The organism is Pantoea sp. SGAir0184, assembly GCF_043544755.1.
In genome coordinates, this window is sequence record NZ_CP028050.1 from 237,011 (window position 1) to 251,658 (window position 14,648).

12 protein-coding genes are annotated in these 14,648 nt (G+C 58.4%); 5 read left to right on the forward strand and 7 right to left on the reverse strand.

The window, feature by feature from the left end:
- Positions 1-22 precede the first annotated feature (22 nt).
- Positions 23-517 carry a helix-turn-helix domain-containing protein gene (locus C1N60_RS01055; RefSeq protein WP_058759336.1) on the reverse strand — a complete coding sequence of 165 codons (495 nt, stop codon included), beginning with the start codon at positions 515-517 and terminating at the stop codon, positions 23-25.
- 318 nt (positions 518-835) lie between these two features.
- On the opposite strand from C1N60_RS01055, the gene C1N60_RS01060 reads away from it, so the two are divergent.
- On the forward strand, positions 836-1,858 hold the full coding sequence (locus tag C1N60_RS01060; RefSeq protein WP_394521292.1) for an alpha/beta fold hydrolase: 1,023 nt from the start codon (positions 836-838) through the stop codon (positions 1,856-1,858).
- 20 nt (positions 1,859-1,878) lie between these two features.
- Here C1N60_RS01060 and C1N60_RS01065 read toward each other — a convergent pair whose 3' ends face one another.
- Both C1N60_RS01065 and hemB read right to left on the reverse strand, forming a co-directional pair.
- A complete protein-coding gene (locus tag C1N60_RS01065; protein WP_211726996.1) occupies positions 1,879-2,853 on the reverse strand; it encodes a GGDEF domain-containing protein in 975 nt (324 codons plus the stop codon).
- Positions 2,854-2,969: 116 nt separating this feature from the next.
- Positions 2,970-3,947 carry a porphobilinogen synthase gene (hemB, locus tag C1N60_RS01070; RefSeq protein ID WP_031279816.1) on the reverse strand — a complete coding sequence of 326 codons (978 nt, stop codon included), beginning with the start codon at positions 3,945-3,947 and terminating at the stop codon, positions 2,970-2,972.
- Positions 3,948-4,191: 244 nt separating this feature from the next.
- On the opposite strand from hemB, the gene C1N60_RS01075 reads away from it, so the two are divergent.
- Positions 4,192-5,319 carry a DDE-type integrase/transposase/recombinase gene (locus C1N60_RS01075; protein ID WP_196368259.1) on the forward strand — a complete coding sequence of 376 codons (1,128 nt, stop codon included), beginning with the start codon at positions 4,192-4,194 and terminating at the stop codon, positions 5,317-5,319.
- 344 nt (positions 5,320-5,663) lie between these two features.
- Here C1N60_RS01075 and proP read toward each other — a convergent pair whose 3' ends face one another.
- On the reverse strand, positions 5,664-7,169 hold the full coding sequence (proP, locus tag C1N60_RS01080) for a glycine betaine/L-proline transporter ProP (protein WP_264441887.1): 1,506 nt from the start codon (positions 7,167-7,169) through the stop codon (positions 5,664-5,666).
- A 358-nt stretch (positions 7,170-7,527) separates the two neighbouring features.
- Here proP and C1N60_RS01085 point away from each other — a divergent pair, with 358 nt between their 5' ends.
- Positions 7,528-8,319 carry a hypothetical protein gene (locus C1N60_RS01085; RefSeq protein WP_058774975.1) on the forward strand — a complete coding sequence of 264 codons (792 nt, stop codon included), beginning with the start codon at positions 7,528-7,530 and terminating at the stop codon, positions 8,317-8,319.
- Entirely contained in the window at positions 8,312-8,782 is a 471-nt protein-coding gene (locus tag C1N60_RS01090) for a hypothetical protein (RefSeq protein WP_021508122.1), read from the forward strand. Before C1N60_RS01085 ends, C1N60_RS01090 begins: the two co-directional genes overlap by 8 nt.
- A 27-nt stretch (positions 8,783-8,809) precedes the next feature.
- Here C1N60_RS01090 and C1N60_RS01095 read toward each other — a convergent pair whose 3' ends face one another.
- The 3 genes from C1N60_RS01095 to C1N60_RS01105 form a co-directional block, all read right to left on the reverse strand.
- A complete protein-coding gene (locus C1N60_RS01095; RefSeq protein ID WP_394521293.1) occupies positions 8,810-9,769 on the reverse strand; it encodes a D-2-hydroxyacid dehydrogenase family protein in 960 nt (319 codons plus the stop codon).
- Entirely contained in the window at positions 9,744-11,348 is a 1,605-nt protein-coding gene (locus tag C1N60_RS01100; RefSeq protein WP_058775014.1) for an EAL domain-containing protein, read from the reverse strand. Before C1N60_RS01100 ends, C1N60_RS01095 begins: the two co-directional genes overlap by 26 nt.
- 339 nt (positions 11,349-11,687) lie before the next feature.
- Positions 11,688-12,764 (reverse strand): AI-2E family transporter, encoded by a 1,077-nt coding sequence (locus C1N60_RS01105; RefSeq protein ID WP_348880174.1) that lies wholly within the window; start codon positions 12,762-12,764, stop codon positions 11,688-11,690.
- Positions 12,765-12,972: 208 nt separating this feature from the next.
- On the opposite strand from C1N60_RS01105, the gene C1N60_RS01110 reads away from it, so the two are divergent.
- Positions 12,973-14,196, forward strand: a complete 1,224-nt coding sequence (locus C1N60_RS01110) for an MFS transporter (protein WP_058759329.1) — start codon at positions 12,973-12,975, stop codon at positions 14,194-14,196.
- Positions 14,197-14,648: the final 452 nt, after the last annotated feature.

Below are 14,648 nucleotides of genomic sequence, written 5' to 3' on the forward strand. Positions count from 1 at the left end.
TTTCCCAAAATATCAGACGTGATTAACGTACCGCACAGCTAATACGCGCTGGAAACTTCCCATTATTTTCGCTTACCGGATTAACAACCTGTTTTTCCTGCTCGCTGCGATTAAACCCGACTTTGCGACACAGCGCGCAGGGATCGTCACTGCTGCGCAACAGGGCTTCGGCAGCATCGCTCAGCTGGCGTTTACGGCAGAATAGCGGCGTGCAGCCCATCACCTGTTTAAACGAGCGGGTAAAGGATTGCTGACTTTCGAAATGGTATTTAACCGCCAGACTGATAATCGGCGTGCGGCTGAATTTCAGCTCATTCACGCAACAAATCAGTTTCTTTTTGCGAATATAACGCGCCAGCGTTTCGTTATGGTAACGGGCAAACAGTTTCTGTAAATACCATTTGGAATAGCCAGATTTCAGTGCAATATCATCAATGCTCAAACGTTGATCCAGGTTGGCCATAATCCATTCGGTCACCGAATCAATCACCCCTTGGTTGTATTTTTGCTGCATCATTATGGTCCTCCAATAACTCGACACAGTGTAATTAAATTAAACTTTTTAAGCACTGTCGTAACGTAAAGTTTTATCAGGAAATGGCTTTTTTATTAATTGTCATCAAGACTGGTCTTGTTTATCGTGAAATTAATCGCCGACATGTTGTGATGATGTTGAATAGTTGCCGTAATTACGGCCGTTATTATTAACGCAAATGGATTATCGCTTTGCGCGGCTTAACAGTTAAAGGTGTGACGGGCGGCGGCACGGCGCATCAATATCCACCGGCGGTTTTCGTGCCAGACTGAGGGTTTTTCCCTGTACAGAAGAGGTCACATGACGTTTCGTTTTCGATTAAAACCGTTACTGAGCGTAGCGCTGACGTCAGCGATGCTGTGCGGCACGCTCAGCGCGCAGGCCGCAGAGGCCGTGTATGGCGAGCAGCTGGAGGGGTTTCACTATCCTTATCCGCTGCAGCATTTTACCTTCTCCTCCCAGCAGCAGTCGCTCAGCATGGGCTATATGGACGTGAAGCCGGCGCAGCAGGCCAATGGTCAGACAGTGGTGCTGATGCACGGTAAAAACTTCTGCGCTGCCACCTGGGAAGACACCATCAACGCGCTGAGCCAGCAGGGCTATCGCGTGATTGCGCCGGATCAGATTGGTTTCTGCACCTCCACCAAACCCGCCCGCTATCAGTACAGCTTCCAGCAACTGGCGCAAAACACCCATCAGCTGTTAGCGCAGCTCGGCGTTGAGAAAGCGGTGATCGTTGGCCACTCGACCGGCGGTATGCTGGCGACGCGTTACGCACTGATGTATCCGCAGCAGACGCAGAAGCTGGTGCTGGTCAATCCGATTGGCCTTGAGGACTGGAAGGCGAAGGGCGCGCCGTGGCGCTCGGTGGATCAATGGTATCAGCGCGAGCTGAAGCTCGACGCGGCGGGCATTAAGAAATATGAGCAGCACACCTATTACAGCGGCCAGTGGAAGCCGGAATATGACAAATGGGTGCAGATGCTGGCCGGGCTGAATAAAGGACCGGGGCATGAGAAAGTGGCGTGGAACTCGGCGCTGATCTACGACATGATTTTCACCCAGCCGGTCTATTACGAGTTTAAAGACCTGAAGGTGCCGACCACGCTGATGATCGGCACGGCCGATGCCACCGCGATTGGCAGCGATATCGCTTCACCGGCGGTGAAAGCGCAGCTCGGCCATTACAATGTGCTGGGCAAACAGGTGGCACAGCTGATTCCCGGCGCGCGACTGATCGAGTTCCCCGGCATGGGGCACGCGCCGCAGATGGAAGCGCCAGCGAAGTTTAATCAGACGTTGATTGACGACCTGGCGCGTTAAGGTGAATGCCCGCGCAGCGGCTATCTGCGCGGCTGCCTTTTCTGATACTTGGCGGCGTACATACGTGCGTCGCTGCTTTCCAGCAGCTGCTCCAGCGATTGCGGCTGCTGCGGATCAAATTCCACGATGCCCGACGAAAACTGCAGCGTGTAACGCCGCTCCAGATCCTGCATCTGTTTATGCAGATAGTGGGCGAAGCGCGCCAGCGTCGCTTCCGCCTCGTCCTGACGAATGCCGTTCAGCAGCACCACAAACTCATCGCCGCCGAGCCGGGCAAAGATATCGGCATGGCGAAAACTCACCTTCATGGCATCGGCAAAGTCCATCAGCGCGCGATCGCCCTCGCGGTGGCCATGCCGGTCATTGATGGCCTTAAAACCGTCGAGATCGAGAAACGTCAGGCTGGCGGGCAGCTGTTTCAGCTGACACTCATTCAGCGCCATCTGACCCAGCGTCATAAAGCCGCGCCGGTTGGTGATTTGCGTCAGCTCATCGGACGTCGCGGTCTGAAACGCCACCAGCTCGGCTTCGGCCATGGCCGCCAGATCGCGCAGCGCGTGCAGATCCTCCGCGTTAAACTGGCGCGCATGATTATCGATGATGCACAGCGTACCGACTTTGGCGCCGGACGGCGTGCGCAGCGGATAGCCCGCGTAGAAACGCACCGGATTGTCTGCATCGGTAACCAGCGGATTATCGCTGAAGCGCGTGTCGGCCAGCGCGTCCTCGACCACCATCACTTCATCCTGCAGGATGGTATGACCGCAAAAAGAGATGTTACGCGCGGTGGTTGGCCGATCAAAACCGTCGCTGGATTTAAACCATTGATAGTCATTCTCCAGCAGACTGACCATCGCGACCGGAACGTCAAACAGACGTCGGGCGAGGCGGGTTAAACGGTCAAAACGCTCTTCTGTGGGTGTGTGCAGAATGTTGAGCGCACGTAACTGGGCCAGACGCTGTGATTCGTCCGCAGGCAGTGCAGGTGCTTTCATCGCGTAACTCTTGTTAATGATGGATGTGTTACAGCAAACCGGATGTCGTGCCCGCGCAGGGGCAGAGAGCACTAAACAACCGCGGCAATGCGCGATTGTTTAGCGTAACGAGAGGATCAGAGCACTTTTTGCTCGGCAAGATCAAGGGCGAAATAGCTGAAAATGAGATCTGCACCGGCACGCTTAATGGCACCTAAGCTCTCCAGCACCACATTACGTTCATCAATGGCGCCCGCCTGAGCGGCAAATTTGATCATCGCGTACTCACCGCTCACCTGGTAAGCCGCCAGCGGCAGCGTGGTGCGCTCGCGGATATCACGCAGAATATCGAGGTAAGCGCCTGCCGGTTTGACCATCAGCGAATCTGCACCTTCCGCTTCATCAATCAGCGACTCGCGAATCGCTTCACGGCGGTTCATCGGGTTCATCTGATAGGTTTTGCGGTCGCCTTTCAGCGCGGTGCCCGCCGCTTCACGGAACGGTCCGTAGAACGACGAGGCGAATTTGGTGGAGTAGGACATGATAGCGGTATCGGTGAAGCCGGCCGCGTCCAGCGCCTGGCGAATCGCTTTCACCTGGCCATCCATTGCTGCTGACGGCGCGATGAAGTCGGCACCGGCCTGCGCAGCAACCACCGCCTGTTTGCCGAGGTTAATCAGCGTCTGGTCATTGTCGACGCCGTGATCGCACAGCACGCCGCAGTGGCCGTGACTGGTGTATTCACAGAAGCAGGTATCGGACATGACAATCATTTCCGGTACCGTGTCTTTGCAGATGCGCGACATGCGCGCCACGAGGCCGTTTTCGTTCCATGCATCGCTGCCGGTGGCATCGGTGTGGTGCGAGATACCGAAGGTCATGACCGAACGGATACCGGCTTTGGCGATGCGTTCGATTTCGTACGCCAGACGTTTTTCCGGAATGCGCATCACGCCCGGCATGGCGTTGATTGGCACGTAATCATCCACGCCTTCTTCAACGAAGATCGGCAGGGCCAGATCGTTCAGGCTGAGGTGGGATTCCTGGAACAGTTCGCGCATCGACGCGCTTTTGCGCAGTCTTCTTGGGCGCTGAATGAGATTGAAATCAGACATGCTCGATTAACTTATGCTGGTGAAAAAAGTGGCGACAGTTTACCCCTTTTCGCCGGGTAGCATGAAGGATTGTGTGCGGTGCGGGCCGGGCGTCGTTGCCGGGCGTCGTTGCCAAGCGTTGTTGCCGGTCGGCATGAAGGTACAAACCGGCCACATGGGTAACACTTTAGACCGGGCACATGGGTAACAGTTATAAACGGCATAGCAGAGGAGACTCACTATGCCCTGGACTGAGACTGTTACCATGCAACGCCTTGAATTCATCCTCGCCTGCCAGGCAGGCGGGGAATCCATGACGCAGCTGTGTCACCGCCACGGCATCAGCCGCAAAACCGGCTACAAGTGGCTCAGCCGCTTTAACCCCGGCGAGCTCTCCTCGCTTGAAAATCTCTCCCGCGCCCGCCATCTCCAGCCCGATAAAATCGCCCCCGACATCGCCGCGCGCCTTGTTCAGTTCCGCCAGCAGCACCCCGACTGGGGGCCAAAAAAAATCCGCCACTGGTTCCTCAGCAACGGCGCTGACTTCATCGTGCCCGCCGCCAGCACCATCGGCGACCTGCTGAAGGCGGCGGGAATGGTGCAGCCGCGGACGCCGCGTAAGCGAACGCCGGGCAACCTGCGCAGTCTCACGACACCCGTGAGGAATAACCACGTCTGGAGCGCTGATTTTAAAGGGCGCTTCCGCCTGAAAGACGGCAGCTGGTGCCGCCCCTTCACGCTCACCGATAACCACAGCCGCTACCTGCTGTCCTGCGAGCCGGGCACGTCGGAGACCACGGTGTTCGTGCGCGGCTGCATGGAAAAGGCCTTCCTGGAAGGCGGGCTGCCCGACGTTATCCGCACCGACAACGGCTCGCCCTTCGTTGCGCCGGGCATCCTCGCGCTGACGCAGCTGAGCGTGTGGCTGATAAAACTGGGGATACAGCCGGAAAGAACCGCGCCGGGCTGTCCGGGGCAGAACGCCCGCCACGAGCGGATGCACCGGTCGCTGAAGGTCGCCATGAGCCATCACGACGTCTTTGGCTCGCTGCCAGAGCAGCAGGCGTGGTGCAGCGGATGGCGGAACGAGTTCAATCAGGAAAAGCCGCATGAGGCGCACGGGCAGCAGCCGCCCGCAAAAATATGGACGCCTTCACCGCGGAAATGGAACGGAAAAGTGCCGGAGGTGGGTTATCCGGAGGGGGCGAAGCTGTACAAAGTCGGTGAAAAAGGCGACCTGAGGCTGAACGGGCGGACCTTCCTGAGCGCAGCGTTACGGGGCGAGTACGTGCGGTTCCTGGAAGTGGACGACGGCATTGACGTCATCCTCTTCGACAGGCTCATCCTTGCGTATTATGACCGGGCAGAAAAGCGTATTATCCGGATCGACTGACCACAAAAAGTGTTACCTGTGTGCCCGGTCTGATCTGTTACCCATGTGCCCGGTCGTACCTGAATGCCGACCCTACAGCGCACCAGGCAACCGCCGAATCCCAACCCGCCGTTACCCGCAGGGCACGCATTCATGCGCACCAGGCCACCGCAGAATCATCACCCGCAGCACACTCGCAGGGCACGCATTGATGCACATCAGGAATCAGCAGAATCACTATTCGCCGTTACCCGTAGGGTGCGCATTGATGCGCACCTGGAAGCATCACCGCAGCACACACATTCTCACGCACCCGGCAACCGCAGAAACAAAACTCCCGCCAGGTGGCGGGAGTGAAGGGCAGATTACTCGTTGATGTCCGGGTGCTGCTGCACCAGGTTTTTCCGCTTCGCCTCAAGGCGGGCGATCTCTTCATCAATATCTTCAATCTTCTGCTCGATATTGTCGTGATGCTCCTGCAGGATCTCACGCGCTTCTTCGAGGTCCGATGCCGCCGGTGTCGCGCCGCGCAGCGGTTTGTTGGCGGTCTCTTTCATGTACAGACCGGTCACCAGACCGACCACCGCCACCACCATCAGATAGTAAGCCGGCATATACAGATTGTTGCTGGCTTCCACCGCCCAGGCGGTCACGGTTGGCGTCAGACCGGCAATCAGAATCGAGATGTTGAAGGCGCTGGCCAGCGCACTGTAGCGAATGTGCGTCGGGAACATCGCCGGCAGTGACGAGGCCATCACGCCGGTGAAGGCGTTGAGGATCACCGCCAGCAGCAGCAGACCGGCAAAAATCAGCCCCAGTACGTTACTGTTGATCAGCATAAAGGCCGGAATCGCACTGAAGAACAGGGCGATACTACCGACGATCACGAACGGACGACGGCCGAAGCGGTCGCTCAGCATGCCCATCACCGGCTGCACAAACAGCATCCCCATCATGATGGCGATGATAATCAGCACGCCGTGATCTTCCGAGTAGTGCAGGTTATGCGACAGATAGCTCGGCATGTAGGTCAGCAGCATGTAATAGGTCACGTTGGTGGCAAGCACCAGACCGATACAGGCCAGCAGGCTTTTCCAGTGTTTGCTGGCGATCTCTTTAAACGACACTTTCGGGCCGTCGCGCAGACCTTCGCGGTCGCCTTGCTCCAGCTTCTCAACATGCTGCTGGAACGCTGGCGTCTCTTCCAGTGCGTGACGCAGATACAGGCCGATAATGCCCAGCGGCAGCGCGAGGAAGAACGGAATACGCCAGCCCCAGTCGAGGAATTTCTGCTCGCCAATCACCGTTGAGATCAGCACCACCACGCCCGCGCCCAGCACGAAGCCGGCAATCGAACCAAAGTCCAGCCAGCTTCCCATGAAACCGCGCTTACGGTCCGGCGAATATTCGGCGACAAAGATTGACGCACCGGTATATTCCCCGCCCACCGAGAAGCCCTGCGCCATTTTCGCCAGCAGCAGCAGTATCGGTGCCCAGATGCCAATCGAGGCGTAAGAAGGGATCAGGCCGATACAGAAGGTACTGATCGACATGATGACAATGGTAATCGACAGGATTTTCTGGCGACCATATTTATCGCCCAGCATGCCGAAGAACAGGCCGCCCAGCGGACGGATCAGGAACGGCACCGAGAAGGTCCCGAGCGCGGCAATCATCTGCACGCCTGGCGAGGCGTCCGGGAAGAACACTTTACCCAGCGCGTAGGCCACAAAGCCATAAACACCGAAATCGAACCATTCCATCGCGTTACCGAGTGACGCGGCGGTAATGGCCTTACGTAAACGAGCGTCATCGATAATCGTGACGTCATCCAGCCCAATAGGTTTTACACGCTTCCTACGTAATTTCATGAGGTTACCCTGTATTGGAATTCAAAAAGTCCTCAACGCTGCGGACTCGGTGGAGCGTTCAGTCCGCGGCGTTGAGAAAATTAAAGCATAGCCGTGAAAGTGGTTTTTTCCCTGGCCTGCCAAAGCAATTATTACTCAGGTAATTATTGCATCCCGCGACAGAGTATACCGTTTAAATGTGATATTTGTCATGTTTCCGCCAATAACTGGCTATTTTTTGGCTAAAACTATGGCCGTTTTGGTCCACAATCGCGGCAAAAAAATTGTCTGAATCGCGACGCAGGCCGCAGCGTAGATGCGCGGGCGAGCGAAAATATCTATACTTGCGCCAGTTTCTCTGCCGGAGATCGGGCGCCGCATGGCACGCTTTGTTTTATTTGCAAAAAGTCTCTGTTTTGACGTTGACCAGCAGGTCCTCTTCCCGGTGCAGTCGCCCGCGCACCGCGTGGCACTGACGCCGCTGCAAACCGCTATTCTGCGGCGCGTGATTGATGCGGATGGCAAACTGGTGCGCAACCAGACCCTGCATGCGCTGTTCCAGCGCGTCCCCAGCGACACTCCGTTCGCCGAACGCCTGACGGCCACCATTGCCGCCATCAATCAGCAGGCGCAGCTGGCACACGCGCCGGGGCCGCTGGTGCATCAGGTGCCGCTGATTGGCTGCGTGCTGGCCGATCAGGTCGATGTGGCGCCGCTGAGCGATGAGCCGGTGGCTGCGCCAGCGGCAGCGGTGGTCAGTCCGCAACCTGCGCCCGCGCCGGCCAGCGTAAAGAAAAAGCGGCCTGTGCTGCGCTGGGTAATCGTTGCGCTGCTGCTGGTGAATGTCGCGCTGGCGCTGCTGGCACGCCAGATGTTTGCGCCTGTGCAGCACGATGCGCTGGATTTCCGGCCGCTGCTGCGCATTCAGAACAGCCAGGTGTTTATCCCCAGCCACCTGAAAGCCGATTCGTGGGTGGTGCAGGACGCGCTGCGCCGCTATCGGCAGTGGCAGCCGCGCCTGCCGGATGGCTCAGCGCCGCCGATGGTGTATATCAACCCGGTGCGCACCCGACTCTTTTCCAGCACCTTCCTGTGCGCCAAACCGATCGCGCAGAAGGACAACGAATGTATTTCATGGATGGTATCAGCGCAGGAGATTCCTGATGCGTAAAGCGATAATCACCACGGCGGTGGTGCTGGCCTTTGTGCTGCCGTGGGCGCTGGCGCTGCTGCTGCGGCCGGCAGAACCGGTACCGGAGTGGTGTGAAGTGCCGTATCGTATTGATCATGAAGGCGCGCCGGCTGGCGCGATTGATGCCACTATTCGCACGCGCTTTAAGGCGGACGGCAGCGGCAGCTCAACGCTGACCGGCACCGTCACGGTACGCGATCGCCACTATCGCCTGCATCGCGTATCCGATACCACCTGGCGCCGCCAGGGCGATTTCATGCTCAGCACCACGCGCAACGTACGTATCCTGGCAGACGACACCGTACCGCCCGCGCTGGCGGCGCAGATCGTGTTTTCGCCAGCGCGCGAGGGCAATAACGATTATTACCAGATGTACCAGCTGCCCAATGGCGACCAGATGATTAATTATGCCGGGCTGCCGCGCCTGTACTGCCACAGCTAACCCCGTTGCTGTCGACGCGCCGGGGGCTTAAAGCAGCGAGCGCAGCGGCGCGCCGTGCAGCCAGCCAGCAATATCTTCCACCGCCTCGCTGAAGTAAGTGCGGTAATTGGTGTCGGCGACGTAGCCCAGATGCGGCGTCGCGAGCACGTTCGGCAGCTGACGCAGCGGATGATCGGCCGGTAGCGGCTCCTGTTCAAAGACATCCAGCCCGGCGCCCGCCAGCTGACCAGACTGCAGTGCGCTGATCATCGCCTGCTGATCGACAATCCCGGCGCGCGAGGTGTTAATCAGCAGCGCGCCCGGCTTCATGTGCGCCAGCGCCGCGCCGTCCAGCAGATGACGGGTGCGCTCACTCAGCACCAGATGAATCGATACCACATCGCTCGCCCTGAGCAGCGCCGGCAGCGAAGCCATCTTCTCTGCGCCGCACGCCGCTGCGCGTGCTTCGCTCAGGTTCTGGCTCCAGGCGCACACGCGCATGCCAAAGGCGCGCGCCACGTTAGCCATCTCACCGCCAATCTTGCCCAGCCCAAGCAGGCCGAGGGTTTTGCCGTGCAGCGCCATGCCCAGCGTATGCTGCCACGCACCGTTGCTGCGCAGCGCCTGGCTCTCCGGCGGAATATGGCGTGCCAGACCGAGCAGCAGCCCCCAGCTCAGCTCCAGCGGCGCCGCGCTGCTACTGGCGGTGCCGCACACCGCAATCAGCCGTTCGGCACAGGCGTGCAGATCGATTGAGGCATTGCGCATGCCGGAGGTGACAATCAGCTTCAGGTTGGGCAGGCGGCCTATCAGCCGGGCGCTGAGTGGCGTGCGTTCGCGCATCACCACCAGAATGTCGGCGTGCGCGATGTGAGCGACCAGTTCATCTTCGTCGGCGTAGTGGCGGTGCAGCGCGCTAGTTTGTACCTGCGGTTGCAGCGATGCCCAGTCGGCCAGCGACAGGGCAACATTTTGATAATCATCAAGAATGATGCAGTTCAGGCTCATGGTGGTCCTCAACGGGAAGCGGTTGGCGCCCCTGCTGATTAAGCCAGGCGCGAAGCTGGTTATTGTCCATCGGACGGGCGTAATAATAGCCCTGAATAAACACCACGCCACGCTGCTGCAGATACTGAAATTGCAACGCGGTTTCTACCCCTTCACCCAGTACCTCGAGCTGCAGCTTGTGGCACAGATTGATGATGGCATCCAGCACCGGGGTTTCGATCTCCAGTCCTTCAATGGCGTTAATAAAGCCGCGGTCAATCTTCAGGTAATCGAGCGGGAAGGTCATCAGATAGGAGAGCGCACAGTGGCCGGTGCCGAAGTCGTCAATCGCCACCTTCATGCCGTGCGACTGCAGATAGCGCAGCTTGCGCGACACCGCGTCGCCGTCCTCGATCAGGCTGCGCTCGGTAAGCTCCAGCGTGATCAGCATCTGTTTGTCACGGATGTTGCGGGCAAAACGCATCATGTCCTGCACAAAATCGGGGTGCTGCAGATGCTCAGCTGCGAGGTTAAAGCCAATGTGGAAGCCCGGTTCAACCTGCCAGCTCTGGATATCTTCCGCCATCATCGCCAGCAAATGCTGGGTCAGCGGCACGATCATGCCTTCCGCTTCGGCATGGCTGATGAAGATATCCGGACGGATCATTTCGCCGTTAGGCCGCTGCCAGCGCATCAGCGCTTCCGCACCGGTGCAGCGCTGAATCCCGGTGCTGTACACCGGCTGATAGTGCACCGTGAACTCACGGTTGCGTATCGCCCGGCGAATTTCATCCGCCCATGAGAGGCGGCGGCGCAGCCAGTTGGCGGTCAGCACCATCAGCAATATCGAAAAGATGGCGGCCATCGGCAGAAAAATAAGCAGCGCCTGACGCCAGGCTTTGATCAGCTCGGCGGCGGGTACCGTCACGCTGACGCTGATTGGATAGCGGCTGGACTCCGCCTGATAGTTAGCGCTGCTGAGGTACAGCAGCTCTGGCTGGTCGTCCGGACCGCTGGCGATGGGGCTGCCGCCGTTGAAGCGCAGGCTCATCTGATAACGGTTCGACTCGCCGATGGCGCGCATGAAGTCCATCAGATACTGGCCATCAATCACCGCCCAGAAACCGCTGCTGTCCGGCAGGTGACGCACGAAAATCACCGCCGGGCGATCCGGTACGCCGGAGGTGCCGCGAATCGACAGGCTCCACCAGGCTTTGCCGGTCACCGGTGGCGGCTGCATCATCATCCCGGCCAGCGTGTCGTGCTGCAGCCCGTAAGCCGACGAGCAGGTGATTTCGCTGCCCTGCAGGGTACCAATCGAGCGGAAGTAGGCGTTAAGGGTGCCGGCCCGCTGCAAATCTTCATCAATATCGGCGCAGCGACGATTCTGGTACTGCCGCAGGCGGGTCACCATGTCCCATGCGCTGTCGCTCATCTTTTCTGCCTGCGTCAGCAGGGCATTGGCGGTGGCAATTTGCTGCTGGCTGACCGTATGGCGCGCCTCAATGGCTGTGCAAAATATGCCCAGCACCAGCGGTAATAACCCGGCACAGACAATCAACAGCCAGCCAAAATCGCGTTGTCGTTTTTGCAGAGGCACCAGACTTTCCTCGGTCGGTTTAAGCAGCATTCAGGGAGCGCGTTACGGCGTCAGCAGCATAACACTTTCCCGCGGCCGTGCATGTTAGCGTTTTGATTTTCCACCAATCTGATACAAGTCAATTATGGTTCGCGCTTTGCGTTTATTGACAATGTTTTGCCGTTACTGGCATTTCCCGGCAGGAAAACGCCTGTGGCACGAGATGAGTAAGAATGTTGCGCCAGAATCATCAGGCATGGCGATGCGCGCTGACGCCATACGGCGGTGGCGTCACTGCGCAGGGAAGCTGCCAGACGATCGGCAAATACCGATTGTCTGGCATCGTGGCGTGGTAAGACGTTACGGGCGCGACGCGGGCCGGTTAGCTTTGACGCGCAGGCGCGGTTTGGGGCGGCCATTACCCAGCATTATCGCCAGCCGGCTGCCGCCCGGCGTGGTTTCCATCAGGATTTTGGTGACGCTGGTCAGCGGCACCGACAGCAGCATCCCGACCGGACCGAGCAGCCAGCCCCAGAAAATCAGCGACAGAAATACCACCAGCGTTGACAGCCCCAGCCCGCGTCCCATCAGGCGCGGTTCCAGCATATTGCCAAACACCATGTGAATGGCACTGAACAGCGCCGCCACCAGCACGGCGTCATACACATCATTCAGCACCAGCGCCTGAATAAACGGCGGCACACCGGCGATAATCGGACCGATATTGGGGATAAAATTGAGGATAAAGGCGACAACGCCCCAGAACAGCGCAAATTTGACGTCCAGCAGCATCAGCACCAGCCACACCGCCAGCCCGGTAATCAGGCTGATCAGCGTTTTCAGTGCCAGATAGTGCGTGACGCCCTTCAGCGCCTTGTGCAATCCGGCGATGCGGATCTGCGGATTCATCATCGCATTGCGCAATTTGTACGGCAGATGGTGCACCTCAAACAGCATGAACACCACGGTCAGAATCAACAGCACCACATTGGTCATGGCACCGGAGAACTGCGCCAGCAGCGTGGTGGCCATGTTCATAATCACATTGGGATCGAGCCGTGCCGCCAGTGCGCTGGTGGAGATATTGATATGAAACTGTGCGGCGAAATGCTGCAGCACCGTCAGCTTCTGTTCCAGCAGGCTGCGGATTTGCGGATAGGTATCGCTGAACTCGCTTACCGAACTGGCCAGCACCCCGACCAGCAGCAGCATCACAATGAAGATCACCGTGATCACCAGCGAGATCGCCACGCCGCGCCGCAGACCCCGGCGCATCAGCAGGGTCACCAGCGGATTAAGCACAATCGCCAGGAAGCTGGCGAGTAAGAAGGGCACCAGAATATCCGACGCGGCACGAATGCCCGCCAGAATAATCACTAACATCGCCAGCTTGACCAGGATGTTCTGGCCAATTTTCTCCTGTGGCTTTTCGTTCATTCCCTCTCCTGAATGGTGGTTCGCTGTGGAAAGTGTAGTTGAACGCCAGTAAGTAATTGTTTGTTTAGGAGTAAGCGAAGCGAACCCGATAAGCACCGCCGGAGATACCGCCATCAGCCCGCCGCTAATCGACGGTGCGCACGGCGAGAAAAGGCGTATAGTAAAGCTTCAGCTATAAAAATTCCGTCAAACACGAGCGCAATCACTCATGCCTGACCAGCCCGCCGCGGCCGAATACAGCCGCTTTCGTCTGAATTTACAGATTCTCTCCATCGTGAAGTTCAACTTCGCCACCTATCTCACCATTGGCCTGCCGCTGGCGGTGCTGCCGGGCTTTGTCCATGACGGCCTGGGCTACAGCGCTTTCTGGGCCGGCGTGGTGATCAGCCTGCAATATGTCGCCACGCTGCTGAGCCGTCCGCATGCCGGTCGCTATGCCGACAGCTGGGGACCCAAAAAAGTGGTGGTGCTTGGGCTGTTTGGCAGCCTGGTGAGCGGACTGTGTATTTTGCTGTCGGCGCTGATAGAGGAGCAGGAAGTGCTCAGCCTCGCGCTGCTATGCCTCGGGCGCGTGCTGCTGGGCGTCGGGCAGAGTTTCTGCGGCACCGGCACCTCGCTGTGGGGCGTGGCGAAAGTCGGCTCGCTGCATATTGGCCGGGTGATCTCCTGGAACGGCATTGTTACCTATGGCGCGATGGCGATTGGCGCACCGCTTGGGGTGATGATCTTTCGCAGCGGCGGCCTGCTGCTGCTCTCCAGCGTGATTATCGCCATCAGCGTGCTGGCGATAGTGCTGGCGCTGCCCCGTGCGCCGGTGAAAGGCAGCAAGGCCAAACCGCTGCCGTTCCGCGCGGTGCTCGGTAAGGTGTACGGTTTTGGCCTGCTGCTGGCGATGGGCTCGGCGGGCTTTGGCGTGATCGCCACCTTTATCACCCTGTTTTATCAGGAGCAGGGCTGGGATGGTGCCGCCTTCGCGCTGACGCTGTTCAGCGCTGCGTTCGTCGGCATGCGCCTGCTGTTTCCCAATGCCATTAATAAACTCGGCGGACTGCGCGTCGCCAGCCTGTGTTTTGCCGTCGAGGCGATTGGCCTGCTGCTGGTGGCGGGCGCGTTCGATCCGTGGATGGCGAAGTTCGGCGCTTTTCTCACCGGCGCCGGTTTCTCGCTGGTGTTCCCGGCGATTGGCGTGGTCGCAGTCAAAGTGGTGCCGCAGCAGAACCAGGGCAGCGCGCTGGCCACATATACCGCTTTTATGGATCTGTCGCTCGGCATCACCGGTCCGATCGCGGGCTTTATCATGAGCTTCGCCGGCGTACAGCTGGTTTATCTGCTGACTGCGCTGCTGGTGGGATTTGCGCTGCTTTGTACCCTGCGGATGATCAAGCGTCAGGCTGGGATGCCAGCCGGGGACGCGGCGTCCAGGTCGCCATAAATGGCGCCCCTAAAGCATGACAGAGCGCGCATTGATGCGCACCGGGCAATCGACGTCGCCAGCACCGTAGGGTGCGCATTGATGCGCACCAGGCAATCCGCTGCGGCACTCACGCATCGGATGGGGGAAACAGGTGAAAAAAAGGCCTCCGACCGAGGCCAACACTAACAAAAGCGTGTCGCTAAGACACAGATAAGGGTTCGTTTCACATCGCATTGTCTGCAGATGCTGCAAAGAAAACATTTATTTCGTTTTAATTGAATTATGAAATAACGGATATTGGATCTGCCTCGCAAAAATTTCATATTTCGTTTCATCCAGCCACGCACCGGCGCTGACCCTCTCGCTGACGGATCGTCCTGATAATCTCCCTGCTGCTGATTACGGGTGCAGGCCGCATCGGCATTGTCATCAGGCCCGCACTTTGCGCCAGTCCGCTAATGCTGACGGAA

Excerpts from the sequence above, each read along its gene's own strand:
- C1N60_RS01055 (WP_058759336.1), bottom strand. The coding sequence starts at position 517 with ATGATGCAGCAAAAATACAACCAAGGGGTGATTGATTCGGTGACCGAA.
- C1N60_RS01060 (WP_394521292.1), top strand. The coding sequence starts at position 836 with ATGACGTTTCGTTTTCGATTAAAACCGTTACTGAGCGTAGCGCTGACG.
- C1N60_RS01065 (WP_211726996.1), bottom strand. The coding sequence starts at position 2,853 with ATGAAAGCACCTGCACTGCCTGCGGACGAATCACAGCGTCTGGCCCAG.
- hemB (WP_031279816.1), bottom strand. The coding sequence starts at position 3,947 with ATGTCTGATTTCAATCTCATTCAGCGCCCAAGAAGACTGCGCAAAAGC.
- C1N60_RS01075 (WP_196368259.1), top strand. The coding sequence starts at position 4,192 with ATGCAACGCCTTGAATTCATCCTCGCCTGCCAGGCAGGCGGGGAATCC.
- proP (WP_264441887.1), bottom strand. The coding sequence starts at position 7,169 with ATGAAATTACGTAGGAAGCGTGTAAAACCTATTGGGCTGGATGACGTC.
- C1N60_RS01085 (WP_058774975.1), top strand. The coding sequence starts at position 7,528 with ATGGCACGCTTTGTTTTATTTGCAAAAAGTCTCTGTTTTGACGTTGAC.
- C1N60_RS01090 (WP_021508122.1), top strand. The coding sequence starts at position 8,312 with ATGCGTAAAGCGATAATCACCACGGCGGTGGTGCTGGCCTTTGTGCTG.
- C1N60_RS01095 (WP_394521293.1), bottom strand. The coding sequence starts at position 9,769 with ATGAGCCTGAACTGCATCATTCTTGATGATTATCAAAATGTTGCCCTG.
- C1N60_RS01105 (WP_348880174.1), bottom strand. The coding sequence starts at position 12,764 with ATGAACGAAAAGCCACAGGAGAAAATTGGCCAGAACATCCTGGTCAAG.
- C1N60_RS01110 (WP_058759329.1), top strand. The coding sequence starts at position 12,973 with ATGCCTGACCAGCCCGCCGCGGCCGAATACAGCCGCTTTCGTCTGAAT.